This is a genomic window from Streptomyces sp. NPDC057010 (assembly GCF_042673805.1).
Classification (GTDB): Bacteria; Actinomycetota; Actinomycetes; order Streptomycetales; family Streptomycetaceae; genus Streptomyces.
The window spans coordinates 293306-319584 of sequence record NZ_JBHUSC010000005.1 but is presented as its reverse complement, the minus strand read 5'-3'; the positions used below and the strand labels follow the sequence as shown (position 1 = coordinate 319584).

Here is a 26279-nt window from a genome sequence, read left to right as displayed (position 1 = left end):
TGACGGGCCGATAGTACGGACCAACAGACCCCGCGGACCTGCCTGTACACCTCGTACGGGCAGGTCCGACTGGTTTTCCCGTCCTCCGACTGATTTCTGCGTCACAATGCGGGCCCACCCGGCATCCGACCTCGTATTGTCGCGTCTCACAGGAAAGGCACAGGAGCTGGGGAAGGCTGGTGGCCGTGCGTGGGGGCAGCGACGGGGCACGCTGACACGAGTGTGGGACAGGGCGAACTGATCAGGGCGGTCGACCGCGCCCTGACCGAGCACGGCCGCGCCCTGCTCACCGGACCCGCCGGAGCCGGCAAGACCGAGGTGGTCCGCGCCGTCGCGGCCGCCGCCGGGTGCCGCCGCGAGATGGTACTGCGCCTCGCCCCCGAGGCCGCCGACCAATGGATACCCGAGGCCTCCGCCGCCGCCCTCCTGGCCTCCGTCCCCTGCGCCGCGCTGGAACGGCTCTCCGGCCCGCAGCGCACCGCCATCGCCCTCCTGCGCCGCGAGGCGGACGCCCCCCGCGCCGGCCGCGACCACGTCGCGCTGCGCCTCGCCGTCGTCGAGGTGCTCCGCACGCTCGCCGCCCGCCACCCCGTCCTCCTCGTCCTCGACAACGCCCAGTGGCTCGACGCCGAGAGCACCGACCTGCTCCGCTTCGCCCTGCGCCTCACCCCGCCCCGCGTCCGCGTCCTCGTCGCCGAATGCGTCCAGGGCGGCACCTCCGTCGGCGAACCCCTCTGCGGTACGGGCACCCCCGCGATACGGGTGCCCCCGCTCGGCGCCGACGAGGTCGCCGAACTCCTCGTCCGCCACGGCCTCCCCGCCCGCCTCGCCGGCCGCATCCACCAGGCCAGCGGGGGCAACCCGCGCCTCGCGCTCGCCCTCGGGCACTCCCTCGCCGAAGCCGCCGGATCCCGGGACGGCGGCGCCCACCACGCCGACGTCCTGCCCGTCTCCGGACAGGCCCGCGAGGTCGCCCGCCGGCTGCTCGCCGAAGCCCCCGCCCAGGCCCGGCGCACCCTGCTGCTCGCCGCCCTCGCCGCACGCCCCACCACCGCCCTGCTGCGCCGGGCCGGGCGCCCCGACGCCGAGGCGGAGCTGGCCGAGGCGGAACGGGCCGCGCTGGTCCGGGTCCGCGAGGACGGCGCCGTGGAGTTCACCGCCGGCGCCCTGCCCACCGCGCTCGCCGCCGACGCGGGCTGGCCCGAACGCGCCGCCGGGCACGCCGCGTTGGCCGCCGCCGTCGACGACCCCGTCCAGGCCGTGCGCCACCGCGCGCTGGCCGTGGACACCCCCGACCAGTGGCTCGCCGCGGAGATCACCGAGGCCGCCGCGGTCTGCCGCCGCCGGGGCCAGCGGGCCCTCGCCGCCGAACTCGGCCTGCTCGCGGCCGAACGTACGCCGCCCCATCTGGCCGGCGAGGAACTCGCCCGGCTCGTCAACGCCGCCGAGGACGCGGGCTGGGCCGGCCGCGCCGACCTCGCCGGCCTCGCCACCCGGGCCGTCCTGGCCCGCGACGCCTCGCCCGCCGACCGGGTACGGGCCCGGCTCGCGGTCATCGACGCCGCCGGGCAGGCCCTCGGTACCCTCGACGAGACCTTCGCCTACGCCATGGACGAGGCCGCCGGGGACCCCGCCCTCCAGGCCGCCGTCCAGCTGCGGATCGCCACGAAGCACAACCTCAGCGACGGTGACCCCGTCCGCTCCCGCGACGCCGCGGCCCGGGCCGGGGCCCTCGCCGCACTCGGCGGCGACCAGGTCGCCGAGGCCATGGCCCTGACCGTACGGGCCCGCATGGGCCGCATCCTCGGGGACCCGGGCGCCGAGGCCATCCTGGCCGAGGCGCTCGCCCTCCCGGCCCCCGAAGTGCCCCTCGGCATGCGCAACGCGCCCCAGTACCTCGCCGTACGCCACGCCCTCTTCGACGACCGGCTCGACGACGCCCGCAACCAGCTGATGGTCCTGCTGCCCGCCGTCCAGCGCACCGGGTCCGCCGAGGACGTCTTCGAGGTCCTGCGCAGCCTCACCGAGGTCGAACTGCGCAGCGGCCGCTGCAAAGCCGCCTCCGCCCGCGCCCGCCGGGCCCTGGAACTGACCATCGAGGCGGGCCTCTCGCCCGGCCCCGCCTGGTACGTCGCCGCGATGGCCGAGGTCATGGGCGGCAGCTTCGCCCGCGCCGCCGGATACGCCCGGCGCGGCATCCAGGCCTCGCAGGAGGAGCACGACCAGGTCTTCCTCTCCCGCAGCCTGCACGCGCTCGGCCTCGTCGAACTGGCCACGGGCGAGGCGGCCAAGGCCGTCGCCACCCTGCGCCGCGTCGCCGAACTGGAGGCCGCCCAGCAGGTGGTGGACCCCTCGATCCTGCGCTGGCACGGGGAGCTCGCGGAGGCCCTGGTCGCCGCCGACGCACCCGACGAGGCCGCCCGCCTGATCGATTCCGTACGGACCGTCGCCCGCGGCCTCGGCCGCACCGGGGTCGTCGCCGCCCTCGACCGGGCCCGGGGCCTGTGCCTGTCGGCCCAGGGCGAGGCCGACGAGGCCGTCCGCCTCCTGGAGGCCACCGCGCAGCGGTTCGATCTGCTGGGCCTGCCGCTGGAGCGCGGCCGCACCCTGCTCGCCCTCGCCCGCGTGGAACGCCGCCGCCGGCGGCGGGCGCCGGCCCGCGCCGCGCTGCTGGCGGCGGCCGGGGTCTTCGAACGGGCCGGGGCCGCCCCGTGGACGGAACTCGCCCGGGAGCCCGCTCAGGGCGAGGCGGCCGGCCGCCCGGAGGTGGCGGCCATCGCGGCCCTGACCGAGGCGGAGACCCGCCTCGCCCTGCTCGTCAGCCAGGGGGCCAGCAACCAGGAGGCCGCGGCGAAGCTGTTCCTCAGCGTCAAGACGGTGGAGTCGCGCCTGACCCGCATCTACCAGAAGCTCGACGTCCGCTCCCGGGCCCAACTGGCCACGGCCCTGGCCCGGTCACATGGGAACGCGCCGGCGTAGCGGGGCTGCGCCGGCGCGGATCCGAAGGGCGGTGCGGGTCAGCTGCCGTGCGAGAAGTTGCCCGAGAGGACCGGGATGTTGTCCAGGATGTGCGAGAGGGGCTCGTCGCCCTTGGCCTGCGTGGAGTTCTCGGCGCACTGCTGGTTCTGCGGGTTCGACAGGATCGGGATGTCCTGAACGCCGACGTTGATCAGGAGGAGGATCGACTGGACGTCGGCCTTGGCGGGCAGGCCGATGCAGAGCTTGTTGAGGGAGCCCTGGACCAGGCTGGCCTGGGGGCTCATGATGCCCTTGGTCTCCTGGTTGCCGTAGATCTGCTCTTCGCCGTTGCCGTTCACGGTCTTGATGCCGTTGTCGTTGCCGATCGCCATGGCGGGTGAGGCCACCGCGGCACCCACGCCGAGCACGGAGGCGGTGACCGCGGCGGTGGCCATGAACTTCTTCAACATGTGGGGGATCCTTCTGTCGCTCTGTCGCATGTGATGGCTGCCCTCGGCGGGACGCGCTGATCAACTGCCGGCGACTCCCGGGGTTATCCCCTCTCACCCGGGTGGCCCAACACACGACGGGGCGGCCCCGTCCCGCCGCCGTGACGGCGAGACTGAGCACCTCGTCTCCGAGGGTCAGCCGGTCTTGCGGCGGACCTTCTTGTTCTTGCCGCCGGGGCCGCTGCTCGCACCCTGGACCTTGGCGCGGCTCTGGTGGGCCTGCTGGGCGTGGGACTTCGCGGCGTTGCGCTCCAGCGCCTCCCGGAACCTGCGCTTGGCCTCGTCGGCCGGGGATTCGCCCTGCGGGGCGTCTGTCTCGTCTGCCATGTGTCCTCCTGGGGTGGTCAGGCCGTTTCAGTCTGTCAGCTGGGGTGCGCGCTGACCAGCGAGTTCAGCGGGCCCGGCGGCGCGCTCGGGGCTCCGTACCCCAAGGAGTGCTTTGGGGAGTCATAAGATCAGCTGATGGGGTCATAAGCCGATACCGGGTGCCGGGTTAGGGTTGCCTTCGCTTAGGGTTCCCTTGATCCATCTTGCTGTCGCTCGAAGGGAACCCCTGCCATGCCTCGCCCTCTGCGAGTAGCAATCGTCGGTGCCGGCCCCGCCGGGATCTACGCCGCCGACGCGCTGCTGAAGTCCGAGGCCGCCTCCGAGCCCGGTGTGTCCATCGACCTCTTCGAGAAGATGCCCGCGCCCTTCGGTCTGATCCGCTACGGGGTGGCCCCCGACCACCCGCGGATCAAGGGCATCATCACGGCCCTGCACCAGGTGCTCGACAAGCCGCAGGTCCGCCTCTTCGGCAACGTCGACTACCCGAACGACATCAGCCTCGACGAGCTGCGCTCCTTCTACGACGCCGTGATCTTCTCCACCGGCGCCACCGCCGACCGCGCGCTGAACATACCCGGCGTCGACCTCGACGGCTCCTACGGCGCCGCCGACTTCGTCTCCTGGTACGACGGCCACCCGGACGTCCCGCGCACCTGGCCGCTGGAGGCGGAGAAGGTCGCCGTGCTGGGCGTGGGCAACGTCGCCCTCGACGTCGCGCGCATCCTGGCCAAGACGGCCGACGAGCTGCTGCCGACCGAGATCCCGCCGAACGTCCACGACGGCCTGAAGGCCAACAAGGCGCTCGAGGTCCACGTCTTCGGCCGCCGCGGTCCGGCCCAGGCCAAGTTCAGCCCGATGGAGCTGCGCGAGCTCGACCACTCGCCCAACATCGAGGTCATCGTCAACCCCGAGGACATCGACTACGACGAGGGCTCGATCGCCGAGCGCCGCAAGAACAAGCAGACCGACATGGTCGCCAAGACCCTTGAGAACTGGGCGATCCGGGACGTCGGCGACCGCCCGCACAAGCTGTTCCTGCACTTCTTCGAGTCGCCCACCGAGGTGCTCGGCGAGGACGGCAAGGTGGTCGGCCTGCGCACCGAGCGCACCGAGCTCGACGGCACCGGCAACGTCAAGGGCACCGGCCGGTTCACCGACTGGGACGTCCAGTCCGTGTACCGGGCCGTGGGCTACCTCTCCGACGAGCTGCCGAAGCTTCCCTGGGACGTCGACTCGGGCACGGTCCCGGACGAGGGCGGCCGCGTGATGGAAGCCGGCGGCCACCTCCAGTCGACGTACGTCACCGGGTGGATCCGGCGCGGTCCGGTCGGCCTGATCGGCCACACCAAGGGCGACGCGAACGAGACCGTCGCGAACCTGCTGGCCGACCACGCGGAGGGCCGCCTGCACGCGCCGGCCGCGCCCGCGCCGGAGGCCGTCGAGTCCTTCCTCGGCGAGCGCGGCGTCCGCTACACGACGTGGGAGGGCTGGCACCGCCTGGACGCGGCCGAGAAGGCCCTCGGCGAGCCGCAGGGCCGTGAGCGCGTGAAGATCGTCGAGCGCGAGGACATGCTCGACGCCAGCGGCGCCTAGCCGAACGGCGAGAGAGGGGCCGGGACCCGGACGGGTCCCGGCCCCTGCGCCGTGCGTCAGTCCCGGACGGACACGATCTTCCGGGTGGCCAGGTCCGCCTGGACGAAGACCCGCGTCGTGTCGCTGCCCCAGGTCAGGGTGACCGTGGCACTGGTCCTGCCCGTGCCGCTGCCGGTGGAGGTGACCTTCCACCCGAGCGGCACGTTCTGGGCGCGCAGCACGCCGTCGGCGTGGTTGGCCTCCTCCCACCGGGCCAGCTCGGTCCGGAGCGCGGGGGAGAGGTAGGCGGAGCGCAGCCGCTCGGCCGTCGCCCCGTCTCCGTCGTAGACGGCGTCGATGTACGCGCCGTAGAAGTCGGCGATCCGGGTGAAGGCGGCCTCGGGGCTGCCCGATACGGAAGGGGCGGCGGCGGTGGGAGCCGCCTTCGGTGCGGAGCCGTCCGCGGAGGCGGTGGTGGCGAACGCGAGAGCGAGTGCGGCGGTGGCCGCGAGGGCGACGGCGGCGGTGTGCCTGGACGGGAGTGTGAACATCGGCTGGGCCTTTCCCCGTGCTGGGTGTCTGCACTGACCGACGCAGGCCCGGTTCCGTGCGGTTCTCGGAATGCGTGGAACGGCCGGAATGTTACGCCGCCGGGCGTACGGACCAGGTCAGCGGGACGCTCCGAACCGCCCGACCCCCGTACGTCGGCCCGATCGCGTCGCTCGTCCGGGGGATGTGCGCCCCGGGACGGAATGCCGCGCCGCCCGGGGGAGTTCGTACCAGCGCACCACCCGAATCCGGACGCACGGGAGAGCTCATGAAGATCGGCATCATCGGCGCGGGGAACATCGGCGGCAACCTCACCCGGCGGCTCACGGCCCTCGGGCACGAGGTCTCCGTGGCGAACTCGCGCGGCCCCCAGACGCTGACCGCGCTCGCCGAGGAGACCGGCGCCACCCCCGTCACCGTCGCCGAAGCGGCACGCGGCGCCGAGATCGTCGTCGTCACCGTCCCCTTCAAGAACGTGCCGGACCTGCCCGCGGGCCTCTTCGACGGGGCCGCACAGGGGTTCAGCGTCATCGACACCAACAACTACTACCCCCAGCAGCGCGACGGCCGCATCGCCGCCGTCGAGGACGAGGGCCTGACCGAGAGCCGGTGGACCGAGCGGCAGCTCGGACACCGCGTGGTCAAGGCCTTCAACGGCACCTACGCCCAGGACATCCTCGACCGGCACCGCCCGGCCGGCGCCCCCGACCGCATGGCGCTGCCCGTCGCGGGCGACGACGAGGCGGCGAAGAAGGCCGTCCGCGCCCTCATCGACGAGCTCGGCTTCGACACCGTCGACGCCGGCGGCATCGACGACTCCTGGCGCCAGCAGCCCGACACCCCCGTCTACGGGCTCCGGGCGGGCGTCGACGAGGTCACCAAGGCACTCGCCGAAGCCTCCCCGGAACGCCCCGCCGCCTTCCGCGGCTGAGGACGACCGCCTGCCCCGCGGGCTAACCTGGCTCCAGGAACGGGGAGTTCGGCAACCCGAGGGCTGCCCGGCGCATCGAATCCAGGAGGACGGATGTTGGCCGAGTCACTGACGGCACTCGCCGGCGCGGGCGCCACCGCGCTGATCGGAGCCATGGCCACCGACGTGTGGCAGGGCGCCCGCGGCGCGGTCGTCCGGCTCTTCGGGCGGGGCGGCGAGGCCCGCGGGGAGGCGATCGGGGCGCAGCTGGACGAGGACGCCGTCCTCGTCGGCCGCGCCGAGCCGGAAGGCGCGGACGAGATCCGGGCGGAGCTGCTGCCCGTATGGCGTCGGCGACTGCTCCTCCTGCTGGAGGAACACCCCGACAGCGAAAGCGAGTTGCGCGAGCTGGTCGCCCGCGTGCAGAACGGCCTGCCGGACGGGCGACAGGTCTGGACGCAGTCGAACACCGCACGCGACCACGGCACGCTCTTCGCGGTGCAGGGCGGCAACCTCCACTACCACCAGGCGGCCGAAGGGCAGGTGCCGCCGCCCGCCGACGAGGACGGCGTAGCGGACGGGACCCGCTGACCGTGGACCTCCCCGACGAGGTCCACCAGGAGGTCCGCGCCGTCGCCGGCTTCGCCTACGGCGCTGTCGGCGCCGACATCCACGTCTTCGGCGACGGCACCCCCGTCTACCTGCTGTACGCCCGCGACACCCACGGCGCCGCCGACACCCTGCGGCGGGACTCCGCCTGGCTGCGCGCCCAGCCCAGCAGGATGCTCGACACCCGCAGCGAGATCGTGGAGTTCACCGGCCGCGAAGCGGAGCTGGCCCGGCTGCGGGAGTGGCGCGAGCAGCCCGACCGGTCGGCCGTACGCTGGCTGCACGGCCCCGGAGGCGCGGGCAAGTCCCGCCTCGCCGCCCGCTTCGCCGCCGAATGCGCCGACGCCGGCTGGCTCGTCGTGGACGCCGTGCACGGCACCGACACCCACCCGCCCGCCGAGGGCAGCCAGGACCTGCGCACCGGGAACCGCGCCGGGGTGCTGCTGCTCGTCGACTACGCCGACCGCTGGCCGGACGCCCACCTCAGGTGGCTGTTCCACAACGGGCTGCTCGGCGGCGAACTCCCCGCGCGGATCCTCCTCATCGCGCGCACGGTACGGCCCTGGCCCGCCCTGCGCGCGCAGCTCGGCCGGCAGCGGCGCGCGACCGACCTCTCCGACCAGCCGCTGGAGCCGCTCTCCGGCCGACAGGGCGAACGCAGCAGGATGTTCGAGGCCGCCCGCCGCAGCTTCGCGGCCCACTACCCGGACCCGGCCGCCCTCGACGGCCTGCGCCCGCCGTACGAGGACCTCGCCCGCCCGGACTTCGGGCTGACCCTCGCCGTCCACATGGCCGCGCTCGTCGCCGTCGACGCCCGGGCCGGCGGCCGCGAACCGCCCGCCGGCCTCGCCGGCATGACCGCGTACCTGCTCGACCGGGAACACGACAACTGGCGCCGGCCGGGCGAACACGACACGCCCGGTCCCGGTGGGGCGCATCCAGCGGGCGCCGAGGACGGCGACCGCCGCGCACTCGACCTCGCCCGCACCGTCTTCACCGCCGTCCTCACCGGCCCGATGCGCCGCGACACCGCCCGCCCCCTCCTGGACCGGCTCCTGCTGCGCACCCCGGCCGACCGGATCCTGAGCGCCCACGCCGTGCACTACCCGCCCACCGACCCGGCGGCCGCCCACGTGCTCGAACCCCTGCTCCCCGACCGGCTCGCCGAGGACTACCTGGCCCTCACCCTCCCCGGCAGCCCCGTCACCGGCTACCCGACCGACCTGTGGTCCGTCACCGCGACCACCCGCGTCCTCCAGCGCGACGGCGGCGCCGCGCCCGCCTGGACACCCCGCGCCCTGACCTTCCTCATCGCCGCCGCCGAACGCTGGCCGCACATCGGGCCGGCCGTCCTCTTCCCCCTGCTGCGCCGCGACCCCGCCCTCGCCGTCCGGGGCGGCGGCTCCGTACTGACCTCCCTCGCCACCCTCGACTCCGTGGACCTCGACGTCCTGGAGGCCATCGAGCCGCTGGTGCCCCCGGGCGACGTACGGGTGGAGGACGGCGGCGCGGACCTGGCCGTACGGCTCGCCACCCACCGCCTCGAAGGCACCGCGGACGGAATGGAACGGGCCCGGCTCTGCTCGCAGCTGGTCACCGCCCACCTCAAGGCGGACCGCCGTGGCGAGGCGCTCCCGTACATGGAGGAGGCCCTGCGCCTCACCCGGCAGGCCGCCGAGGAGGATCCCGCGCACCGGCCCGCCTACGGCGACGCCCTCCTCAACCTCGGAGGCCTCTTCCTGAAGGAGATCGCCGCCGAGGACCGGGTCGACCTCCTCCAGGAGGCGATCCCGCTGCTGCTGGAGGGCGGAGAGCGGGACGAGGACGGCGGCCCCGCACCGACCGCGCTGGGCGCCCTGGCCCAGGCGCACACCCGGCTGGCCCTCGCGTTCTGGGAGACCGGGGCCCCGGAGCGGGCGCACGAGGCCGTGGCGGAGGCGCAGCGGCTCTTCGAGGAGGTGCTGGACCACGATCCCTTCCTGTGGTGGAGCATGTCCTCGGACGTGAACCGCCTGGAGATGGTGAAGAGCTTCCTGTTGTCGGTGTCCGGACGCAGCGACGAGGCGGCCGAGGGCGCGGGAGCGGTGGTGGCGTACGCCCGCCAGATGGCGGAACTCAATCCGGCCCGCTTCGGGGACGACCTGGCCGGCAGCCTGGGCATCCAGAGCCTGCACCTGTGGAACGCGGGGCGGCACGCCGAATCGGTCGACATGCACCTGGAGGCGCTCCACCTCTACCGCCAGCTCGCCGAGGTCCGCCCCCACTACCGGGACGTCCTCGCCTCCCAGCTCGACGGCGCGGCGGCCAGGCTCATCGCGCTCGGGCGGCACACCGAGGCCGTCGCCATCGCCGAGGAGAGCCTCGCCCTGCACCGGGAGCGCCTCGCCCGCGATCCGGACTCCGCCGCTGCCGACGCCGAGCGCGCCGCCATCGGCCGCGCCCTGCTGTACCTGCGGGAACGGCGCGGCGCCGACCGCCTGCCCTGGGGCACCGCGGCGGAGATCGACGACGCGGCCGAACACCTCGTACGGGCCGCCGACCGCGCGGGGCTCTGGGACCTCATGCGCGGGGTCCCCGTCACCGACGCGATCCGGATCGCCCACCGCCATCCGCCCGAGCACTGGGCCCCGCACGAGGACGGCCCCGGCCGGATCCTGGCCGCCCGGCTCGGCTCGCGCCGCCACCGGCCGCAGACCGCCGAACGCACCGCCCGGGCCGCGGCCGGGCGGGCGGTGTGGCACCTGCCGCGCCGCGACGGCCCGGTGGCACCGGACCGGGTCTCCTTCGCTCCCGGGGCGCCGGTCATGACCAGGGAGAGCTACCGCCCCCCGGGCCGGGGGCGCCCCCGCGACGAGTACGCCACCCGCATCGAGGTGCACGACCTCGCCTCCCGCTCCCTGCTCTGGTCCGCCGATCACATCAGGGTGGGCACCGCCCCCGTGACCTGCCTCGGACCCGACGCCGTCCTCGCGCTGCGCACGATCCTGTGGTTGGCCCCCGAGCTCGTCCTGTACCGGCCGGGGCGCGCGGAGGTCCTGGCGTCCGGTCCGGACCTCATCGGGGCGCGGACCTTCGCCACCGCCCGGGGCTTCGTCGTCCTGCTGTCGGGCGGGCCGGTGGCCCTGTTCGGCGCGGCGGACCGGCCGCTGGAGCGGATCGACCTGCGGGACCTGGGCCTGGAGCGCTGCACCGTCCACGCCGTCGACCCCACCGGGCAGCGGATCATGCTGGCCGGCGACCGCCGGGTGATCCTCACCGACGCGGAGCTGCGGCCGCTGTCCGCCCGCGGCTGGTGGGGAGTGCCCGAGCAGCACGGCACGGTGGACGCCGCCGCCTTCCTCTCGCCGCACGAGTTCGTGACCGCCGCGTCGACCGGGGGCGTCTACTGCTTCGAACAGGACTCCGACCGGACCATGGTGACCGCCTGGAACACGGCCGGACCCCGCCTGGAGCACCTGTTCGCCGTCCCGGGGTGGCGGGTCCTCGGCGGGCAGAGCCGGGGCGAGGGGGCGGCCCCGTACTTCCATGACGCCGTGGGTCTCGCCGCCGTGCCCCAGCCCCGCCCCCTCGCCGGGCCCGCCCGGGGCGGCCCGCATGCCGTGACCGCCGCACCCGGCGGCCGGCACGTGGTCCACGGCACCGCCGTGCACGACCTCGGCGACCCGCTGTCCTTCACCGGACGTCCGCTCGCCTCGCTGACCGCGGCCGACCGGGCCGCCCTGGGCGCCTACCTCGACGGCGGGCGGGCCCCCTACGCCGCGATCCGGGAACTGCTGGAGCTCGTACGGGATCTCGCGTCCCCCCTGTGACCGCCACCGAACGAGGAGAGTGACGGCGATGTTCCGAAGGAAGCGCGCCGAGGGCGCCGCTCCGGAGAACCCCCCGAAGCCCGCGAACCCGCCGAATCCCGGGACTCCGCCGAGCCCGCTCGACCTGCGGCTGGACGACCCCGGCGACGCCCCGGTCCACCTCAGCCCGGACGCCACCGTGCGGATGCGCGACGAACTCGCCGAGGCGGAGCGGCGGCTGGGCCCGGGGCACGAGGACGTCCTGCGGCTGCGCCACAACTACGCCCTCTTCCTGTGCGTCTGGTCCGCCGCGGCCCCGCCCGGGGACACCTACATGCAGGACCGGGCGATCCCCCTGCTGCTGGAGAACCTGCGCCACCAGTCGGCCTCCCTCGGCCCGCACGCCCACGACACCCTGATCACCCTCCAGGCGATCGGGGCCGCCCACCTGTCGGCCGGGCGCCCCATGGAGGCCGTCCCCTACCTCGAACAGGCCCTGGAGAGCGGCGAGCTCAACCCCGACGTGGACGAGGAGCAGGGCCTCGACTGGCGCGAGAAGCTGTCGGACGCCTACGCGGAGGCGGGCCGCGAGGACCGGGCGATCACCCTGCTGGAGGAGACCGTGGCCGACAGCAGGCGCCTCCTGCCGCCGGGCGGGGAACGTCTGGAGGCCCGCAAGCTGAAACTGTTCAAGGCCTACCGCGAGGCGGGCAGGCTGCCCGAGGCCACCGCGCTCTGCCGGGAGATCCTCGCGGACATGGAGCGGTTCTACGGCCCCGACCACCTCGGCACCTACACGTGGGTGGACAACCTGGCGCACCTGCACCACGACGCCGGGGACCTCGACGCGGCCATCGCCTGCTACGAACGGGCCGTCCACGGCTTCGAGCACATCCACGGAGCCGACAGCGACGAGGTCTCCTACCGCTACCACAACCTCGCGATCGCCCACCTGGAAGCCGGCCACCACGAGCAGGCGCTGCCGTACCTCAAGGCGTCCCTCGCCGCGCGCGAACACACCTCGGGCCCGGACCACGTGGACACCCTGCGCGCGCTGACCACCCTCATCTCCGGCTACGCCCAGGCAGGGCGCCGCGACGAGGCCATCGCGGCGACCGAACGCTTCATCGCCGCCCTGGAGCGCATCGGCGGCCCCACGCACCACAAGCTCCCGGAAGCGCGTGCCTACCTGGACCAGCTCAGGCGTGCCGCCCCTTAGCCCCCCTAGCCCAGCTAGCCCCCGCTAGTCGCCGCCCCGCTCCAGCAGGCCCCGTACGAAGGCGGCCTGGCCGGCGTGCTGGAGGTCGTCGGAGAGCACGCTGACCAGGCGGACCCCCAGGGTGACGGGCGGATCCCAGCGCTCGTCGACCACCCGGTCCAGGTCGGCGGCGGCGAGCCCCCGCACGAAGCGGAGGCTCTGCTCGTGCACCGCGTCGTAGTACCCGAGCAGCAGCTCGCCGGAGTCGACGCGGACCGTGCCCACCTGCCGGGCCGTGTGACCGAAGCCGGTGGCCGAGGCGGGCAGCGGCAGGGCGAACCGGTCCGCCCAGCCCCCGGCCCGCCACACCTGCTCCAGGTCCCCGGCGTCGGCGATGTGGTCGTCCTGGATCCGGGCCAGGTGCCAGACGAGCCAGGTGATCGAGTTCGCCGCAGGGTCCACGCGCGCGTTGAGCCGCTCCGCCGGGAGGCCTTCCACGGCCTCGTGCACGATCTCCCGGATGCGTCCGAACCCGTCGGCGATGATGTCCGTAGCCTTCATGCACCCACCATGCGGCGCCCCGGGCGTCAGCGCACGGCGTCGGCCTTCTCGGCGGCCGCTTCCCCGGCAGCGGCCGCCGGCTGTGCCGGGCCGCCCGCGGCCACGGTCCCGTGCCCGCCCCGCAGGCCGATCCAGCCGATCACCGCGACGAGCGCGAAGGCCGCGGCCCCGATCGCGAAGGTGAGGGTGAACCCGGACTCGGCCGGCAGCGGGGGAACGCCCGCGGGCAGGTGCTCGATCGTCTTGGACGCCAGGATCGTGGTCACGATGGCGGAGCCGATCGCGCTGCCCGTGGAGCGGGAGATCGAGTTGATGCCGTTGGCGATGCCGCTCTGGTGGTGCGGGACGCTGGACATGATCACGGCGGGCATGGCGGCGTAGCCGAAGCTGACGGCCGCGCCGACGACCACGCCGGCGCCGATCACCGACGCGGTGTGCTGGTGGTCCAGGGCGAGCCAGGCGAAGCCGACGGCGCCGAGCGCGGCGGCCAGGCCCAGCGCCACGCGCGGACCCCGGTGGCGGACCAGCTGGCCGCCGATCGGGGAGGCGAGGAGCGAGACGATCGCGCCGGGCAGCAGGAACTGCACGGAGGCGCGCAGGATGGAGGCGCCGAAGCCGTAGCCGGTGAGCGCCTCGGGCATCTGGACGAGGTACGAGACGCCCAGGAAGTTCGCGAACATGCCGAAGCCGACGAGGATGCCGGCCAGGTTGGCCATGAGCACCGGGCGGTGGACGAACATCCGCATGTCGACGAGGGGCTCGCGGACCTTGCGCTCGACGAGCACCCAGACGGCGGTCATGACGGCGGCGCCGGCGAAACTGCCCAGCGTCCGGGCGGAGGCCCAGCCCCACTCGTGGCCCTGGGAGATCGGCAGCAGGAGGAGCAGCAGGGCGATGCCGAGGGTCAGCGCGCCCAGGAAGTCGGTGCGGCCGCCCGTCTTGTGGCGGGTCGCGGGCACCAGGAAGACCACGGCGAGCAGGGCGATGGCCGCGAAGCCCGTCGCCATCCAGAAGGCGTTGCGGTAGTCCGCTCCGGACCCGGAGGTCAGGAGTCCGGTCGCGACGAGCGCGAGGCCGCTGCCGAACGCGAGCGTGCCGCTGACCAGCGCCATGGCCCCGGGCAGCTTCTGCGGGCGGACCTCCTCGCGCAGGACGGAGAGGGCGAGCGGGAAGATCGCGGTGGCGGCGCCCTGGAGCACCCGGCCCAGGATCAGCAGCGGCAGCGAGGTCGCCAGCGCGGCGATGACGGATCCGGCGACCATCACACCGAGCACGGCCACCAGCGTCGGCTTCTTGCCGTGCTGGTCGCCGAAGCGGCCGAGCAGCGGGGTGAAGACGGCCGCCGACAGCAGGGTGGCGGTGGTGACCCAGCTCACGTTGGCGGCGGAGGTGCCGAGGTCGTTCCGGATCAGGCCCAGGATCGGGACCGGGAGGGTCTGCATCATCGACACGACCATGGCGGCCAGGCTCAGGGCGAAGACGATGACCGTCTCGTTCCGTTGCCCGGTGGCGGCCGGGGCGGCGGCGGGGGAGGGGGTGCTCATGGCTGGCAGGACCTTCTTCGTGCTTCAGAGCTTCAGGACGCAGATGTTTGACGTCATCAAGTAACTCGACCGAAGGTAGACCTCAATAGTTAAGGTGGTCAAGTAAACAATTGATAATGTCAATCAAACTGGGTAGGCTCCAGACATGAGCGACACCGCCACGCACGCCCCCTCCAAGCTCGAGCTGCTGGAGCTGCTCGCGGCCATCGGCACCGCCCAGTGGCGCGACTTCGCGGCCGCCGCCGCGCACTACGGCCTCACCTCCACCCAGGCCCGGGTCCTGGCCCAGCTGAACGGCCCGCTCCCGATGCGCGGCCTCGCCACCCTGCTGGTGTGCGACGCGTCGAACGTGACCGGCATCGTCGACCGCCTGGAGGCCCGCGAGCTGGTCCGCCGCGAACCGGACCCCGCCGACCGCCGCGTCAAGAACGTGGTGGCCACGGACGCGGGCCGCGAGGTCATCCGCCGCGTACGGGAGGAGATGCAGGCGACGCACGGCGCGCTCGACACCCTCGACGAGACCGAGAGCGCGACGCTCTACGCCCTCCTGGAGCGACTGCGCCCCACGATGGAGAAGGACGCCTCCCGCGCATGACGGGCAGCGCCGGGCTCCGGATCCTGCGGGCGGCCGACCGCGCCGCCGGCGAGTGGAAGAACGGCGGCGGGGCCACCCGGGAGATCGCGGTCTTCCCCGAGGGCGCCGGCATGGACGACTTCCACTGGCGGGCGAGCCTCGCCGAGGTCGCCGCCGACGGGCCGTTCTCGGCCTTCCCGGGGATCGACCGCACCCTCACCCTCGCCGAAGGCGCGGGCATGGACCTCACGGTCGGGGGTGTCCGCAGGCTGGTGGACGAGCGGTTCGCGCCGCAGGACTTCGCGGGGGACGAGCCGACCGGCTGCCGGCTCCTGTCGGGCCCCGTCGTGAACTTCAACGTGATGTACCGCCGGGGCGCCGCGGAGGTGGAGACCGCCGTCGTACGGGGCCGGATCACCCTCGCCGCCGAGCCCCGCGAAACCCTGCTGGTGGTCGCCCTCGGCAGCCCGGCCGAGCTCGACGCGGCGCCGGGTCCGGCCGTCGCCCTGGGCCCGTACGACGCGGTCCTGGCGACGGGCCCCTTCACCGGGCGTGTGCGGACCTCCGGGCACGCGGCGGTGGCGCGCTTCCGGTAGCGGGCGGCGGCCCGGTCAGCGGACGCCGAGCTTGACCCACTTCGCTGTGCTGGGGACGCCCTTCGAGTTGAGCAGGAACAGCATGTAGTAGCCGGGCGGGGCGTCGGCCGCGCTCGGCGGCGTCCGCAGACCGATCGTGTTGCCGTGGACGCCCGTGCGCCGGAGCTCCAGGTGGCGCTGGCTGGTGTTCACCGAGTGGGTCACCGTCGTCGGGGCGAGCAGCACGGCGCGTGCGACCTGGCCCGGCGTGGCACTCGACACCTGGAAGGCGGCGTCGTAGGCGAGTTCGCCGGCCGGCGCCCGGTCGAGGGCGGGCCGCGGGCCCCGGTGGAGGTAGGCGGGCTCGTACAGCTCGATGCTGCCGTCCATGCCGTCCCGGATGTCGGGGTCGTTGGCGATCTGCTGGAGCTCGTCCCCGGTCACCAGCATCCGGCCGTCGGGCAGGACCAGGGCGTTGGAGTGGTAGCCGCGCGGCAGCCGCTGCGCCGGACCGAGCCGCCAGTGCCCGTGCGCGTCGCGCAGTTCGATCCGGCGGTACTTCGGATCGGCCTTCGGATTGAACGGGCCGCTCCCGTAGTCCCGGGTGTCGAGGGCCCCGTTGACCGTCAGCAGGGTGCCGTCGGGGAGGATCAGCGTGTCGTCCTGCGTCCGGCCGAAGGCGCGCGGCTCCTCGGTCGTCCAGCGGCCGCCGGACAGCCGGTAGGTGAGCGGGTCGCGCGGGTCGCCGCCGAGCACCAGCACCGAGTCCGGGCCGCGGAACCCGGCCGGCAGCGGGACCGCCGAGCCGTACCCCCGGAAGTCGGCCGGCCGCCGCGGCAGGTCGGTGCGGACCTCCTTGACCGGGTCGTACCGCCACTGCTGGTCGGCGTCGCGGCCGAGCCCGTAGATCATCCCGTCCCGGAGCGAGAAGAGGTGCGGATAGTCGTTGCGGAAGGGCGCGTCGGCGCGGAGGCGCTGCGAGGGGAGGTCCAGCGGGATGTCGAACGGGCGCCAGGGCACGGGATGGCGCAGCGAGGGGAAGCGCTCCACCACCGGAGTGGGGGTCCCCGTACCGCGTTCGGACTGGCCGGACATGATGATCTGGCGGCCGTCCGCCCCGGTCACGGCCGAGGGGTACCAGCGGCCCACGGCCATGTCGCGGTTGCGGTACCACTGCTCCGTCCACGGGTCGAACACGAAGGAGAGCTTGGCGCCGCTGCCGCCCTTTCCGCCGACGTTCCCGCCGAAGACGCCGACCATGCCGTTGGGGAGGTAGGAGTGCCCCGCGCAGAAGAAGGGCGCCGGGCGGGGGGCGTAACTGCCGTCCGGCATCAGGACCGTGGGCGGCGGCACGTTCTTGAAGGCCCGCGGGCCGGTGCCCCGGGCCGGGTCCCACAGGTAGGCGCGGCCCGCGTTCGTCCGGCCGACCGTGTTGGTGGGCCCGGTCTCCTTGGTGGGGTCGGCCTCCACGCGCTCGAAGGAGAAGAGCAGCACCTTGCCCGTCCGCAGCAGGGCCACGTGCACGCCGAAGTCGGGCGAGGGGAAGAACTCCGTGAACCGGCCGGACTCGGCGGCCGACAGACCGGCGTTGGTCTTGAGCTGGGACTCCCGCAGTGCGGCCAGGCTCGCGGTGCGCTTCGCCTGCGGATAGGACTGGGTGCCCTTGGCGGCCTCCCGGAGCCGTGCGTGCACCCGGGCGTGGGCCTCGCCGATCACGGCGGCCTCGCCGGCCTCGCCGGCCTTCGGCTCAGGCCCGCCGACGGGACCGGTGTGGTGGCCCGCGGTGCGCGGGACGCCGGCGAGGGCCGGGGCGGGGCTCACCGCCGCGAGGGCCACGGCGGCGGCGATCATCCATGCCGAGACGACGGCGGACCGATGGGCGCGGGGCAGGGGTCTCCTCATTGCGCCGATATTAGGAGAAAAGGGATCAATCGCCGTTGATGTGACGCGAGGTGGGGCCATTCGGGCGTCCCATATGTGGCGAATAAACGTTTCTGCGGTGAACTCCTGCGGCCATCGAGGTGAGTCCGCGTACCCGTCGACCGCCCGGAGCCGCCGCCGGCGGCTATCCATGTCCACGTGATCAAGTCGCTCCGTACCGGATTCACCGCAGCCGCCGTGACCGCAGCTCTCGTCACGCTCTCCCCCTCGGCCGGGGCCATCGCCTCGGCTCCCGCCGCCAAGGCTCCCTCCGACCAGGTGACCGTGGACGTCGCCTCCGTCAACGGATCGGGCTGCCGCCCAGGCAGCGCGGCCGTCGCCGTCTCCCCGGACAACACCGCCTTCACCGTCACCTACAGCGAGTACCTGGCCCAGGCCGGCGGCGGCGTACCCGCCACCGAAGGCCGCAAGAACTGTCAGCTCTCCCTCGTCGTGCACGTCCCCCAGGGCTTCACCTATGCCGTGGCCAAGGCCGACTACCGTGGCTTCGGCAGCCTGCAGGAGGGTGCCATCGGCACCCAGAAGGCCAGCTACTACTTCCAGGGCATGAGCCAGACCGCCCAGCGCACCCACAAGTTCACGGGCGCGCTCGACGACAACTGGCAGGCGACCGACACCACCGGCGTCCAGGCCCTCGTCTTCGCCCCCTGCGGCGAACAGCGCAACTTCAACATCAACACCGAACTGCGCACCGAGATCGGAACCTCCGACCCGGACAAGACCAGTTTCATGGCGCTCGACTCCACGGACGGCAGCATCAACAGCGTGTACCACTTCTCCTGGAAGCAGTGCCCCGTGCGGGGCTGAACCGGGATCGGCAACCCGGCGCGCCGGGGCCCTCGCCACGGGCCCCGGCGCGTCCGGCTGTCCGCGCCCCCACGCCGTGCGGCCGGGCCCCGACTTCAGGCGGACGCGCGGCGGACCAGCTCCGTGGCGGTGATCACCGGAGAGGCCGCGGACCCCTCGCCCCGCTCCCCGCCCAGGATCTCCAGGAGCAGCCGCGCCATCAGCCGGCCCATGCCCTCGATGTCCTGGCGTACGGTCGTCAGCGGCGGATCGGCGCTCTCGGCCACCGGCTCGGCGTCGTCGAAGCCCACCACCGCCACCTCCGCCGGCACCGCCCGGCCCGCCTCCCGCAGCACCCGCAGTGCCCCGGTGGCCATCAGGTCGTTCGCGGCGAACACCGCGTCGATGCCGGCACGGCGCTCCAGCAGTTCGGCCATCGCGCGGGCCCCGCCCGCCACGGTGAAGTCCCCCTCCGCGACCAGCGCGGGATCGGCCCCGGGCAGTACGTCCCGGTAGCCGCTGAGCCGGTCGGCCGCCGAGGTCTGGTCGAGCGGGCCGGCGATGTGCGCGATCCGCCCGCGACCCCGCTCCAGCAGGTACCGGACGGCCGCGCGCGCCCCGCCGCGGTTGTCCGCGTCCACGTACGGCACGCCGTCGGGCTCACCGGGCGCGGCGGTCCAGCCCGGCCGTCCGCCGTAGACCGTGGGCACGGCGAGCCGGCGCGCGATCGCGGGCAGCGGGTCGTCGGTGTGCAGGGAGAAGGCGAGCGCGCCGTCCACGTGGCCGCCCGCCAGGTAGCGCCCGATGCGGTCGTAGTCCCCGCGGTCCTCCACCAGCAGCAGCACCAACTGGGTGTCGTGCGCGGTCAGTTCCTTGCTGATGCCGCGGATCTGGCGGGAGAAGAAGGGGTCGGAGAAGATCCGGTCCTCCGGCTCGGCGATGATCACCGCCACGGCGCCGGTGCGCCGGGTGACCAGGGTGCGGGCCGCGGGGTTCGGCACGTACCCGAGGTCCCGGACGGCTTCGCGCACCTTGTCCACCAGGTGCGCGCGGACCCCGTCACCGCCGTTGACGACGCGGGACACGGTGGCCCGCGACACCCCGGCGCGCTCCGCCACCGCCTCCAGGGTGGGGCGGTTCCCGGGACGCTGTACGGGCACGGGCGCTCCTCCTGGGTGTCCGCGACCGGTCGCCCGGCCGGGGCAGCAGGGTATCCCGTCCGCCCGGAGGCGCGGGGCGGTGCCGGGCGACCCGGAAACCGTGACATGCGTCACGTCGTGGGTGTCGATACGACGGGGGGCGGGGTGATCGTCGAGCGGTCGACATTTCCGCTTTTTGTCTGTTTGGCGAGGACATGCCGTACTCCGACGGAAACGGAACCGGAGTCTCTGGTTTCGCGCCCCTCAACGCTGCTGATGGAGGACGGTTCTGGTGTGGCGTCAGGGGCGCCGCGGGACGGCAGGGGCGGAGGGATGCACGATCTTCGGGCCGATTCAAGCGCCGGCCCGGCACTCCTATGCGCCTTAGTAGTGGCGGCTTGCCAGGTCGCCGCCGGGCTTCTCAGAATGGCGGCTCCTCCGGCGCCCCGCGGGTCCGGCGTCGGGAGCTTCGCGATCACCGAGTGAGGTCACGCATGAGGAAGCACCGTAAGAAGACGCATCGCCGGAAGATAGCCGTCGCCGTCGGAGCGCTGGCGATCGTGGGCGTGCCCACCGCCGCCATGGCGTGCTTCGACGGGCACGAGTCCGGTTCCGGCCGGCCCGCCGCCGCCCGGCACGAAGGCAACCCCTGGCGCGGAACCCCCCTCGGGCTCCCGGGCTCGCAGCAGCCCGTGACGTCCCCGGTCCCGGCCGAGGTCCCGCCGGCGCCCGTCGAGCCCACCGCGCCCGTCGCTCCGCCGGTCACCGAGACGCCCCCGCCGGCGCCCCGGCCCGCGCAGCCGAAGCCGCAGCCGAAGCCGGTGAAGCCGCCGGTCACGACGTCCGCGCCCACCGCGTCGGCGCCCGCCCCGACCGGCGCCGCCGCCGAGGTCCTCGCGCTCGTCAACCAGGAGCGCGCTGCCGCCGGGTGCCCGGCGCTGACCGTCAACGCGAAGCTCACCAAGGCCGCACAGGACCACAGTGCCGACATGGCCGCACACAACACCATGTCCCACACCGGCTCGGACGGCTCCGACCCGGGCCAGCGCATCACCCGCGCCGGGTACGCGTGGCAGACGTACGGCGAGAACGTCGCGTACGGCTACAGCACGGCCGCCAAGGTCATGGAGGGGTGGATGAACAGCCCGGGCCACCGGGCCAACATCCTCAACTGCTCCTTCAAGGAGATCGGCATCGGCCTCGCACAGCCCGGCCAGTACTGGACGCAGGACTTCGGCGCGGCTCGCTGACCCGCCGCCGGGGAGTACGGGGCGCGCCGCCGCGGCGTGCCCCGTACGGCCCACGGTTCAGTGGCCGAAGTCGAACCAGTTGACGTTGACGAAGTCGGCGCCCTGGCCGCTGCTGAAGATCAGGTACACGTCGTGGACGCCCGTGACCCCACTGATGTTGGCGGGGACCGTCCGCCAGCTCTGCCAGCCGCCGGTGTTCGCGACGGAGAAGCTGCCCACCGGCGCGCCGGTGGGGCCGTCCAGCCGTACCTCGACGAGTCCGCTGACGCCGCCGGCCGCGCCGGAGGCGACGCGCCCGTGGAACTGCCGCGCCGCGGTGGAGCCGAAGTCGACGCCCCGGTAGAGGGCCCAGTCGCCGTTGCCGATCGCGCCGAGGTCCTGGCCGCCGCCGGTGTCCGAGGTGGCCTCCTTCACCACGCCGCTCTGGCCGTCGTAGGACTCGGCCTGGATCGCGGAGTACGCGTCGCGCCGCCCTGCCGGCGGGGTCGTCGGAGGAGTGGTGGGCGGCGTCGTGGGCGGTGTCGTCGGCGGGGTCGTGCCTCCGGTCGAGCGCAGGACGGACACGTAGTCGACGACCATCGGGTGGCCGGGCTCGGTGCCCGCGTCGGGGCCCCCGCCGAAGGCGTCCGGGAACCCGCCGCCCATGGCCACGTTGAGGATGATGAAGTAGCCGTGGTTCGTGGCGTTCGTCCACGTCGCGGCGTCCACCTGATCGGCCCGTACGGTGTGGTAAACGGTCCCGTCGACGGAGAAGCGCATCTGCTCGACGGCGGCCGACCGGTCCCACTCGACGGCGTAGGTGTGGAACCCGCCCTGGCAGCTGGTGCCGGGGCAGACGCGCTGGCCGCCTATGCCCGAGGTCTCGTTGCAGGGGCCGCCCGGGCTCGTGCCGCAGTGCATGGTGGCCCAGACGTTGTTGATGCCCTGGACGTTCTCCATGATGTCGAGCTCGCCGATGCCGGGCCAGTTCCACCAGTTGCCGCGGTACGGGGCGCCGAGCATCCAGAACGCGGGCCAATAGCCCTTGGCCGCGGCGCCGGTGACGTTCGGCATCTGGATGCGGGCCTCGGTGCGCAGGGTGCCGCCCGCCGGGGGCTGGAAGTCGGAACGGCGGGTCTCCACCCGGCCGGAGGTCCAGTTCCCGGCGGCGTCGCGCCGCGGGGTGATGCGCAGGTTGCCCGCCCCGTCGAGGGAGACGTTGGCGGGGTCGGCGGTCATCGTCTCGATCTCGCCGGTGCCGAAGCCGCCCGGGCCGCCCGGGTAGCTCGTGCCGGTGGTGTACTGCCAGTCGACGGTGTTCACACCGGAGCCCGCGGCCCCGTTGAAGTCGTCCAGGAACACCTGGGACCAGCCGGACGGGGCGGGGGGAGCCGCGGCGCTCGCGGGCGGGACGACGGCCGCGGCGGCGGCCGCGACCACGGCGATCGTGCCGAGCGCGGCGGTCACGGCCTTTCGGACGGCGGTCGGACGTTTCCTGCCGGATGTCTCACGCATGGGGGCCCTCTCGGCCGGGGAGTCGGGGGAGTGCACCGCTTGAGAGCGCTCTCAAGCCGCGCCGCTGGACACTGTGCTCCCCGCCCCTGCGGGCGTCAAGAGATGGAACCGGGCAACGGGCCGACGGGCCAAGGGAGTTCACACGTTGAACGCTCACCCGTGCGGCCCAGTCCGCCGTGTTCAGTTCGGCCGGCCGATGACCTCCTCCGCGCCGGGCAGTTCGTACACCGAGGCCGCCCTCCCGGTGAGCGGCAGCAGCCCGGCGAGCGGGCACGTGGTCGGCATCTCGTGGTCGACCTCCCACTCGCCGACCCTGCTCCCGCGGCCGCCGCCGTCGGTGGTGCACACCGCGTACAGCCGGCCCGCGCAGCCCCGGCAGAGCAGGGCCTCGCGGCCGGTCACGGCCGACCCGGTGGCAGCGCCGCGGCCGGGCGGGGGCGCGGGCGCCCGCCGGCGCCCAACGTGCCGGTTCCGCCGCGCGCTTGTAGCGTCGGTCGCGTCAGGATTCCCGGTGGTCCGAAGGGAATCCGCCGGCCGGTGCGCATCCGCGGCACACGCCCCAGGAGCGCGCCGAGCCACCCGAGCGCAGCCCGCGCGGGCGCCGGGACGGTCGATCCCCCGCGCCGCGGCAGGGCGCACGCGCAGCCCCCGTACGAGAGGCCGTGCCGATGCAGAACGACGTACCGATATCGAGCCTGCTGCGTGTCGAGAAGGGTCTGGCCGCACCCGAGGAAGTGGCTGCGATCGCGGTCGTGGTGGCGTGTTGCGCGCGCCGCACCGCCGGGGCCCCCGAGGCGGCGAAGGGCGGTCCGCGGCCCGGCCGCCGGCGCGCCGCCCCGCCCCCCGCCGGCTGTTGGGCGGGCTGCTGGGCCTGCCGCTGAGCCCGCCGCCGGGCCCGTCGCCCGGTCCGTCTCTGAGGCCCTGCCGCCGGCCGCGCGCACGGCCGGCGGGAGGGGGAGCGAAGGGCTCACTTCCGGTGGAGCACCGTGGAGAGGACCTCGAGCAGCGCCGCCCGGGGGTCGGCCACGGCCCCCTCGGAGCGCCATGCCACGAACCCGTCGGGCCGTACGAGCACCGCGCCCGCTGGGTCCGTCGCGTGCACCTCGGCCCAGTCGGCGCCCCTCTCCTGGAGCAGGTCGGCGTCCGGCCCTGAGCCGATGGCGTAGGCGTCCAGCCGGACGGCCGGCAGCTGCTCGGCCACCCGTTCGGCCGCCTCCCGCCACGGTGTCCCGGCGCCGCTGAGGAGCACGAACGAGCGCTCGTACAGGTCCAGGGCGGAGATCCGCTCACCGGCCCTCAGCAGCCACATGTGCGGGGCCCGGGTGCCGGTGTCACCCATCAGGCGCATCGCCTGGGGGATGATCGGCCGGTCCGGGTCGCCGCCGACGACCGCGCCGCGCGGGTAGCAGTAGCCCATGGCCGTGGGCAGCACCCCGCTGCCCGGTCCGCCGCCCATCGTGGGCGGCGGAGCGTACCCCGGGTGGCTGTGCTCCGCCGAACGGGCCGAGGCCCGCTCGCTCGTGGCCTTGGCGACCGGCAGCCGCTCGGCCTCGTAGGTGTCGAGCAGTTCGAGGCCGGCCGCCCCGTCCAGCACTGCGGCGATCTTCCAGGCCAGGTTGTGCGCGTCCTGGATGCCCGTATTGGAACCGAAGGCTCCGGTCGGGGACATCTCGTGGGCCGCGTCACCCGCGAGGAACACCCGGCGGCCGGACGAGTAGCGCTCCGCCACCCTTTCGGCGGCGTGCCAGGGAGCCTTGCCGCCGATCTCGACGTCCAGGTCGGGCACTCCGATGGCGTTGCGGATCTGTTCCACGCACCGCTCGTCGGTGAAGTCCTCCAGGGTCTCGCCCCGGTCCGGGTGCCAGGGGGCGTGGAAGACCCACTGCGTCGCGTTGTCCACCGGAAGCAGCGCGCCGTCCGCTCCCGGCCGCATCAGGTAGCAGACGATGAAGCGCAGATCGCCCAGCACGTCGATGAGCCGCTCCGAGCGGAAGGTGACGCTCACGTTGTGGAACAGCTCGCCGTTACCCGTCTGGGGGATGCCCAGCAGCTCCCTCACGGGGCTGCGCGGACCGTCTGCGGCGATCAGGAAGTCGGCCCGCACGGTGGTGTGCTCGCCCGTCTCGCGGTTCTTGACCAGGGCCGTCACCCCCGTCGCGTCCTGGTCGAAGTTCATGAGTTCGCTGGAGAACCGGATGTCGGCCCCCTGAGCGCGGCTCTGCGCGGCCAGTACCGGCTCGATGTTGTTCTGGCTGCACAGGCACCAGCCGGTCGGGCTGAACTTGCGCAGCGCCCCGGACGGGTCCACCGACTTGATCAGCCACGTCTGGTCGCCTTCGGTCAGTGACCTGGCCTGCAGAATGCCCTGAACGCCCTCCAGCGCGGACGCCGCATGGCGGATCGCCCGTTCGGCCCCCGCCGTGCGGAAGAGCTCCATGGTCCGGGCGTTGATGCCGCGGCCGCGCGGGTGCGGGGAGGTACCGGAGTGCTTCTCGACCAGAAGGTGCCTCACTCCGTGGCGGCTCAGGAAAAGCGAGGTGGACAGGCCCACGAGGGAGCCGCCCACGACGAGAACCGGTACGCGAACATCGGCGTTGTCTTCCATCAGCTGCGGGCTCCTGTTTTCTGTGTGGGGGAGTGGACTCTTTATGCCCCCGATCGTCCATCAGGCCCGGATGATTCGCCGGTTGTCACCCGCTTGATCCGGACATGTAGCGGTACGTCCGCACCCAGATGACGATGAGCGACAGCGGCTCCCCCCAGATGCGCCGGCCCCGCCGTTCCCGACCGAGACGACCGGCCGCCGGCCCGGGCGGACGCCACCGGTGACGGACGAGGGGTCCGTACGCGATGGATCTCCACCCCCTCATGAAGGAGTGAGTAGATGACAACCACCCTGTCCGAACGGGTGTCGCAGTCAGCCTTCGACGGCTCCATGCTCCGGGTCGTCCTGCTGATGGACCTCCACGAGGGAACCCAGCAGCAGTTCTTCGAGGCGTACGAAAAGCTCCGCAACGACATCGCGTCGGTCCCGGGCCACATCAGCGACCAGCTGTGCCAGTCCTTCGAGAACCCGTCGCAGTGGCTCATCACCAGCGAGTGGGAGAGCGCCCCGCAGTACCTCGCCTGGGTCAACAGCGAGCACCACGCGGAGCAGGTCAAGCCGCTGGGCGCCTGTGCCCGCGCCATGCGCCCGCTCAAGTTCACCGTCCTGCGCGAAACCGGACGCGGCTACGACCAGGCGGCGCGGCCGGCCACCGCGCGGCTCCAGCACGCACCCCGGCTGGGCGAGGGCATCGTCCGCCACGCCCTCACCTTCACCGTCAAACCGGGCAGCGAGAAGCAGGTCGCGTCCATCCTCTCCAGCTACGCCTCCCCGGCGGCCCGCGTCGACGACCACACCCGGCTGTGCCGCACCTCGCTGTTCATGCACGGCAACCGCGTCGTACGGACCGTGGAGGTCCAGGGCGACCTGATGGCGGCCCTGCGGCACGTCTCCGAACAGCCCGAGGTGCGCGCCGTCGAAGAGGCCATCAACCCCTACCTGGAACAGGACCGGGACCTCAACGACCCGGAATCCGCGCGGATGTTCTTCATGCGCGCCGCGGTCCCGGCCGTCCACCACATCGCCGCACCGGAACCCGAGTCCGCCGACGTGCAGCGGCACGCGCTCTTCTACCCGGCCAAGCCCGGCTGCGGCACGGCGCTCGCCCGGTTCCTGGCACGCCAGGACGAGGCCGCGGCCGACCGGCCCGCCAGCCCCGTTCGGAGCAGCAGCATCTTCCAGCGCGACGACATCGTCGTCCGCCTGATCGATGTGCGCGGCCCGTTCGACGCCGAGCCCGAGACCACCTTCGGTGTCCACGGCCCGCGCAAGGCGGCCGTGCTCGGACGCCTGATGGCCGAGCACGGCGAGCGCGTCCACGCCGCGCACCACACCATGAACCTGATCACCGACCGCCGGGCACCCGCGCAGTCCTGACCCCTCTCCGCCC

Annotated in this window: 22 protein-coding genes; 12 read left to right on the top strand and 10 right to left on the bottom strand. The window is 73.8% G+C overall.

What is annotated here, in order from left to right; all coding sequences use genetic code 11:
• Positions 1-222 precede the first annotated feature (222 nt).
• The gene (locus ACFTXQ_RS09020; RefSeq protein WP_382637355.1) at positions 223-2979 is read left to right on the top strand and encodes an AAA family ATPase; all 2757 of its coding nucleotides are present in this window, start codon (positions 223-225) and stop codon (positions 2977-2979) included.
• 38 nt (positions 2980-3017) lie between these two features.
• On the opposite strand, the gene ACFTXQ_RS09015 is transcribed toward ACFTXQ_RS09020, so the two are convergent.
• Entirely contained in the window at positions 3018-3428 is a 411-nt protein-coding gene (locus tag ACFTXQ_RS09015; protein ID WP_382637353.1) for a rodlin, read from the bottom strand.
• A gap of 174 nt (positions 3429-3602) precedes the next feature.
• Positions 3603-3794 carry a DUF5302 domain-containing protein gene (locus ACFTXQ_RS09010; RefSeq protein ID WP_382637351.1) on the bottom strand — a complete coding sequence of 64 codons (192 nt, stop codon included), beginning with the start codon at positions 3792-3794 and terminating at the stop codon, positions 3603-3605.
• A 231-nt stretch (positions 3795-4025) separates the two neighbouring features.
• Between ACFTXQ_RS09010 and ACFTXQ_RS09005 the strand changes: the two genes are divergently transcribed.
• Positions 4026-5387, top strand: coding sequence for an FAD-dependent oxidoreductase (locus ACFTXQ_RS09005; protein WP_382637348.1), 1362 nt, complete (start codon positions 4026-4028; stop codon positions 5385-5387).
• 56 nt (positions 5388-5443) lie between these two features.
• On the opposite strand, the gene ACFTXQ_RS09000 is transcribed toward ACFTXQ_RS09005, so the two are convergent.
• A complete protein-coding gene (locus ACFTXQ_RS09000; RefSeq protein ID WP_382637346.1) occupies positions 5444-5917 on the bottom strand; it encodes a hypothetical protein in 474 nt (157 codons plus the stop codon).
• A 266-nt stretch (positions 5918-6183) separates the two neighbouring features.
• Here ACFTXQ_RS09000 and ACFTXQ_RS08995 point away from each other — a divergent pair, with 266 nt between their 5' ends.
• From ACFTXQ_RS08995 to ACFTXQ_RS08980, 4 genes are all read left to right on the top strand, one after another.
• The gene (locus ACFTXQ_RS08995) at positions 6184-6846 is read left to right on the top strand and encodes an NADPH-dependent F420 reductase (protein WP_382637343.1); all 663 of its coding nucleotides are present in this window, start codon (positions 6184-6186) and stop codon (positions 6844-6846) included.
• A gap of 93 nt (positions 6847-6939) precedes the next feature.
• Positions 6940-7416, top strand: coding sequence for a hypothetical protein (locus ACFTXQ_RS08990; RefSeq protein WP_382637341.1), 477 nt, complete (start codon positions 6940-6942; stop codon positions 7414-7416).
• 2 nt (positions 7417-7418) lie between these two features.
• Entirely contained in the window at positions 7419-11243 is a 3825-nt protein-coding gene (locus tag ACFTXQ_RS08985) for a tetratricopeptide repeat protein (protein ID WP_382637339.1), read from the top strand.
• Between the two features lie 28 nt (positions 11244-11271).
• On the top strand, positions 11272-12441 hold the full coding sequence (locus ACFTXQ_RS08980) for a tetratricopeptide repeat protein (protein WP_382637336.1): 1170 nt from the start codon (positions 11272-11274) through the stop codon (positions 12439-12441).
• A gap of 24 nt (positions 12442-12465) precedes the next feature.
• On the opposite strand, the gene ACFTXQ_RS08975 is transcribed toward ACFTXQ_RS08980, so the two are convergent.
• Both ACFTXQ_RS08975 and ACFTXQ_RS08970 read right to left on the bottom strand, forming a co-directional pair.
• Positions 12466-12981, bottom strand: coding sequence for a DUF664 domain-containing protein (locus tag ACFTXQ_RS08975; RefSeq protein ID WP_382637334.1), 516 nt, complete (start codon positions 12979-12981; stop codon positions 12466-12468).
• Positions 12982-13007: 26 nt separating this feature from the next.
• The gene (locus tag ACFTXQ_RS08970) at positions 13008-14525 is read right to left on the bottom strand and encodes an MFS transporter (protein WP_382637332.1); all 1518 of its coding nucleotides are present in this window, start codon (positions 14523-14525) and stop codon (positions 13008-13010) included.
• A gap of 145 nt (positions 14526-14670) precedes the next feature.
• On the opposite strand from ACFTXQ_RS08970, the gene ACFTXQ_RS08965 reads away from it, so the two are divergent.
• Together ACFTXQ_RS08965 and ACFTXQ_RS08960 are read left to right on the top strand one after the other, a co-directional pair.
• Entirely contained in the window at positions 14671-15120 is a 450-nt protein-coding gene (locus ACFTXQ_RS08965) for a MarR family winged helix-turn-helix transcriptional regulator (RefSeq protein ID WP_382637330.1), read from the top strand.
• Positions 15117-15695 carry a HutD family protein gene (locus tag ACFTXQ_RS08960; protein WP_382637328.1) on the top strand — a complete coding sequence of 193 codons (579 nt, stop codon included), beginning with the start codon at positions 15117-15119 and terminating at the stop codon, positions 15693-15695. The genes ACFTXQ_RS08965 and ACFTXQ_RS08960 overlap by 4 nt, the downstream gene beginning before the upstream one ends.
• Positions 15696-15710: 15 nt before the next feature.
• Here the strand turns inward: ACFTXQ_RS08960 and ACFTXQ_RS08955 are convergent, their stop codons facing one another.
• Positions 15711-17576, bottom strand: coding sequence for a galactose oxidase-like domain-containing protein (locus tag ACFTXQ_RS08955; protein ID WP_382637325.1), 1866 nt, complete (start codon positions 17574-17576; stop codon positions 15711-15713).
• Positions 17577-17753: 177 nt separating this feature from the next.
• Between ACFTXQ_RS08955 and ACFTXQ_RS08950 the strand changes: the two genes are divergently transcribed.
• Complete coding sequence (locus tag ACFTXQ_RS08950) at positions 17754-18422, top strand: DUF4360 domain-containing protein (RefSeq protein ID WP_382637323.1); 669 nt, start codon at positions 17754-17756, stop codon at positions 18420-18422.
• 95 nt (positions 18423-18517) lie between these two features.
• Here ACFTXQ_RS08950 and ACFTXQ_RS08945 read toward each other — a convergent pair whose 3' ends face one another.
• Entirely contained in the window at positions 18518-19561 is a 1044-nt protein-coding gene (locus ACFTXQ_RS08945; protein ID WP_382637321.1) for a LacI family DNA-binding transcriptional regulator, read from the bottom strand.
• A 473-nt stretch (positions 19562-20034) separates the two neighbouring features.
• On the opposite strand from ACFTXQ_RS08945, the gene ACFTXQ_RS08940 reads away from it, so the two are divergent.
• Positions 20035-20790, top strand: a complete 756-nt coding sequence (locus ACFTXQ_RS08940) for a CAP domain-containing protein (protein WP_382637318.1) — start codon at positions 20035-20037, stop codon at positions 20788-20790.
• Positions 20791-20847: 57 nt separating this feature from the next.
• Here ACFTXQ_RS08940 and ACFTXQ_RS08935 read toward each other — a convergent pair whose 3' ends face one another.
• Together ACFTXQ_RS08935 and ACFTXQ_RS08930 are read right to left on the bottom strand one after the other, a co-directional pair.
• Positions 20848-22284 carry a glycoside hydrolase family 16 protein gene (locus tag ACFTXQ_RS08935; RefSeq protein WP_382637315.1) on the bottom strand — a complete coding sequence of 479 codons (1437 nt, stop codon included), beginning with the start codon at positions 22282-22284 and terminating at the stop codon, positions 20848-20850.
• Positions 22285-22464: 180 nt separating this feature from the next.
• Positions 22465-22686 (bottom strand): hypothetical protein, encoded by a 222-nt coding sequence (locus ACFTXQ_RS08930; protein ID WP_382637312.1) that lies wholly within the window; start codon positions 22684-22686, stop codon positions 22465-22467.
• Positions 22687-22952: 266 nt separating this feature from the next.
• Here ACFTXQ_RS08930 and ACFTXQ_RS08925 point away from each other — a divergent pair, with 266 nt between their 5' ends.
• Positions 22953-23165: an acyl-CoA carboxylase epsilon subunit gene (locus tag ACFTXQ_RS08925; protein ID WP_382637309.1), complete on the top strand. Its 213-nt coding sequence runs from the start codon at positions 22953-22955 to the stop codon at positions 23163-23165.
• 86 nt (positions 23166-23251) lie between these two features.
• On the opposite strand, the gene ACFTXQ_RS08920 is transcribed toward ACFTXQ_RS08925, so the two are convergent.
• Positions 23252-24889: an FAD-dependent oxidoreductase gene (locus ACFTXQ_RS08920; RefSeq protein ID WP_382637304.1), complete on the bottom strand. Its 1638-nt coding sequence runs from the start codon at positions 24887-24889 to the stop codon at positions 23252-23254.
• Between the two features lie 279 nt (positions 24890-25168).
• On the opposite strand from ACFTXQ_RS08920, the gene ACFTXQ_RS08915 reads away from it, so the two are divergent.
• Entirely contained in the window at positions 25169-26266 is a 1098-nt protein-coding gene (locus ACFTXQ_RS08915) for a SchA/CurD-like domain-containing protein (RefSeq protein WP_382637302.1), read from the top strand.
• Positions 26267-26279 lie beyond the last annotated feature (13 nt).

What these genes read in the sequence shown, in the direction of transcription:
- ACFTXQ_RS09015 (WP_382637353.1), bottom strand. Translation starts at nt 3,428, where the DNA reads ATGTTGAAGAAGTTCATGGCCACCGCCGCGGTCACCGCCTCCGTGCTC.
- ACFTXQ_RS09010 (WP_382637351.1), bottom strand. Translation starts at nt 3,794, where the DNA reads ATGGCAGACGAGACAGACGCCCCGCAGGGCGAATCCCCGGCCGACGAG.
- ACFTXQ_RS09005 (WP_382637348.1), top strand. Translation starts at nt 4,026, where the DNA reads ATGCCTCGCCCTCTGCGAGTAGCAATCGTCGGTGCCGGCCCCGCCGGG.
- ACFTXQ_RS09000 (WP_382637346.1), bottom strand. Translation starts at nt 5,917, where the DNA reads ATGTTCACACTCCCGTCCAGGCACACCGCCGCCGTCGCCCTCGCGGCC.
- ACFTXQ_RS08995 (WP_382637343.1), top strand. Translation starts at nt 6,184, where the DNA reads ATGAAGATCGGCATCATCGGCGCGGGGAACATCGGCGGCAACCTCACC.
- ACFTXQ_RS08990 (WP_382637341.1), top strand. Translation starts at nt 6,940, where the DNA reads ATGTTGGCCGAGTCACTGACGGCACTCGCCGGCGCGGGCGCCACCGCG.
- ACFTXQ_RS08980 (WP_382637336.1), top strand. Translation starts at nt 11,272, where the DNA reads ATGTTCCGAAGGAAGCGCGCCGAGGGCGCCGCTCCGGAGAACCCCCCG.
- ACFTXQ_RS08975 (WP_382637334.1), bottom strand. Translation starts at nt 12,981, where the DNA reads ATGAAGGCTACGGACATCATCGCCGACGGGTTCGGACGCATCCGGGAG.
- ACFTXQ_RS08970 (WP_382637332.1), bottom strand. Translation starts at nt 14,525, where the DNA reads ATGAGCACCCCCTCCCCCGCCGCCGCCCCGGCCGCCACCGGGCAACGG.
- ACFTXQ_RS08965 (WP_382637330.1), top strand. Translation starts at nt 14,671, where the DNA reads ATGAGCGACACCGCCACGCACGCCCCCTCCAAGCTCGAGCTGCTGGAG.
- ACFTXQ_RS08960 (WP_382637328.1), top strand. Translation starts at nt 15,117, where the DNA reads ATGACGGGCAGCGCCGGGCTCCGGATCCTGCGGGCGGCCGACCGCGCC.
- ACFTXQ_RS08955 (WP_382637325.1), bottom strand. Translation starts at nt 17,576, where the DNA reads ATGAGGAGACCCCTGCCCCGCGCCCATCGGTCCGCCGTCGTCTCGGCA.
- ACFTXQ_RS08940 (WP_382637318.1), top strand. Translation starts at nt 20,035, where the DNA reads ATGAGGAAGCACCGTAAGAAGACGCATCGCCGGAAGATAGCCGTCGCC.
- ACFTXQ_RS08935 (WP_382637315.1), bottom strand. Translation starts at nt 22,284, where the DNA reads ATGCGTGAGACATCCGGCAGGAAACGTCCGACCGCCGTCCGAAAGGCC.
- ACFTXQ_RS08925 (WP_382637309.1), top strand. Translation starts at nt 22,953, where the DNA reads ATGCAGAACGACGTACCGATATCGAGCCTGCTGCGTGTCGAGAAGGGT.
- ACFTXQ_RS08920 (WP_382637304.1), bottom strand. Translation starts at nt 24,889, where the DNA reads ATGGAAGACAACGCCGATGTTCGCGTACCGGTTCTCGTCGTGGGCGGC.
- ACFTXQ_RS08915 (WP_382637302.1), top strand. Translation starts at nt 25,169, where the DNA reads ATGACAACCACCCTGTCCGAACGGGTGTCGCAGTCAGCCTTCGACGGC.